We start from the raw sequence: 1856 nt of genomic DNA, 5'->3' as shown, positions 1-1856 counted from the left end.
TGCCTTGATCAGGGGCTCCACGGCGGCGCCGACCGTGTCGAATCCGGCTCCGACGGTCTGCCCCCGGGAACGAAAGTCGACGTGACTCCAAGACCGTTATGTGGCTTCTCGCGTTCAGCGTCATGGCCACGTTCACGGCCGGAGCGGTCACCCTGCTGAGCGGTCACCTCGAGCCTGTTCCCGACATTCCCCCACCCCCGGACGCCGCCCTGCCCCAGATACCCGTGACGCCGGTGACACCGACCCCGCCACCGCAGCCTCGGGGTACGGCCGACCCCTCCGGCCCGGCCGAGGAGCCGCTCCTGCTGGCCAACGGCCGGCAGCAACCGCTGAGGGTGAAGGTGCCCCGGGCGGCCAAGGGCCGCTACGCCGTCGCCCCCGGCGAGGCCAGACCTCCCAGGGGCAAGGGCAGGGTCGTCCGGTACGCGGTGGAGGTCGAGCGCGGCCTGCCGTTCGAGGTGGAGGAGTTCGCCTCCGAGGTGCACCGGATCCTCAACGACCCGCGTGGCTGGGGGTACCGGTTCAAACGGGTGGCGCGCGGCCCGGTGCAGCTCAGGGTCTCGCTGAGCAGCCCGGAGACGGCCGACCGGCGTTGCCTGCCGATGCGGACCAACGGCACGCTGTCCTGCTGGAACGGCGGGCGCGCGATCATCAACGCGGTCCGCTGGAACACCGGGGCGCGAGGCTACGGCCGTGACGTGGCCTCCTACCGCGAGTACGTCATCAGCCACGAGGTCGGGCACGGTCTCGGCCACGGCCACGTCTCCTGCCCCGGCCCCGGCCGGCGGGCCCCGGTGATGCTCCAGCAGACCAAGTCCCTGTACGGCTGCCGCCCCAACCCCTGGCCGTCGCCCCGCCGCTGACCGGCACGGCGGTCACCTGGGGCCGGTGAACCACCGCGTACGGCAAAGCCGTGGCGGAGGGAGGTTCACCGGCCTCTCCCCGGGCACCCGATGGACATGCGGGTAGCCGTAGCGGGAGAGGCTCGGCGCACCGCCGGAGCGCGACCTCTACCTCAAAGACGTGCCGCCGGAGATCGTCGAGGAGGTCTGGCGGCGATTCCTCAGCGCGCTGGAGCCGCCGCACGAGGCGAGCAGGCTGGGAGCGGCGCTCTTCCAGTTCCCGCCGTGGTTCCCGATCGGGGAGAACAACGGGCGCCACATCCTGGAGTGCGCCCGGCGCCGCGCGCCGAGGTCACCCACGTGCTCTTCAACAACCGCTGCCGGGACAACGCCCAGCGCAACGCCGCCAGGTTCCGCGCGCTCGCCGAAGAGCCCGGCGAACAGGACGGGCAGGGCGAGATCTGGACGGCCGACCGGCTCCGGGGCACCGCTACCTGACCTGACGCCTCGCCCTGGTCATGGTGGCCCTGCGCTCGTCGGGGGTGGTGCCTCCCCACACACCGTCCATCTGCTGGGTGTTCAACGCGTACTCCAGGCAGCGCCCGCGCACCGGGCAGCGGCGGCACACGGCTCTGGCGCGCTCGTACTGTTCACGACCCGGCCCCTCGTAGGACACCGGAAAGAAGAGTTCGGGATCCTCACTGAGGCAGGAGGAGCGGCGAGACCAGTTGATGATCGGAATAACGTTGCTCTTAACAGGCATGGCGATCCAATTGGGAGTGAGGACGGCTCAGATACTGGCAGCTCAGGTTGAGGATCGCGTGCCCGCTGTAGTGGTACTCATACCTTTTAAGCGGAAAAATCGGGCGATTTTGACCGATGGTCTCTTCCGTTAAGGAAGGCCCCGATCAGTGGGTCGAACCCCGGCGGTGCGCAACGGCCGGACCATCCCCGCGCGCTCCGGGGCCCGGCGACCGCCGCCCCCGCCGGGCCGGGGCGCGCGCACCCCGGCCC

The 1856-nt window shown here is 70.8% G+C and carries 3 protein-coding genes; 2 read left to right on the top strand and 1 reads right to left on the bottom strand.

Features of this window, described 5'->3' with window-relative positions:
* Nucleotides 1-122: 122 nt before the first annotated feature.
* Nucleotides 123-863, top strand: coding sequence for a DUF3152 domain-containing protein (locus tag ABZ260_RS50630; RefSeq protein ID WP_355633011.1), 741 nt, complete (start codon nucleotides 123-125; stop codon nucleotides 861-863).
* Nucleotides 864-1169: 306 nt separating this feature from the next.
* Nucleotides 1170-1340: a hypothetical protein gene (locus ABZ260_RS50625; RefSeq protein WP_355633008.1), complete on the top strand. Its 171-nt coding sequence runs from the start codon at nucleotides 1170-1172 to the stop codon at nucleotides 1338-1340.
* Here ABZ260_RS50625 and ABZ260_RS50620 read toward each other — a convergent pair.
* The gene (locus tag ABZ260_RS50620; protein ID WP_169750053.1) at nucleotides 1333-1575 is read right to left on the bottom strand and encodes a WhiB family transcriptional regulator; all 243 of its coding nucleotides are present in this window, start codon (nucleotides 1573-1575) and stop codon (nucleotides 1333-1335) included. The genes ABZ260_RS50625 and ABZ260_RS50620 overlap by 8 nt on opposite strands.
* Nucleotides 1576-1856: the final 281 nt, after the last annotated feature.

Origin of the sequence: Streptosporangium sp. NPDC006013 (assembly GCF_040614275.1) — a bacterium.
Classification (GTDB): Bacteria; Actinomycetota; Actinomycetes; order Streptosporangiales; family Streptosporangiaceae; genus Streptosporangium.
The sequence above is the reverse complement of the archived record's forward strand: the minus strand, read 5'-3'. Positions and strand labels throughout refer to the sequence as shown.

What these genes read in the sequence shown, in the direction of transcription:
- ABZ260_RS50630 (WP_355633011.1), top strand. Translation starts at nt 123, where the DNA reads ATGGCCACGTTCACGGCCGGAGCGGTCACCCTGCTGAGCGGTCACCTC.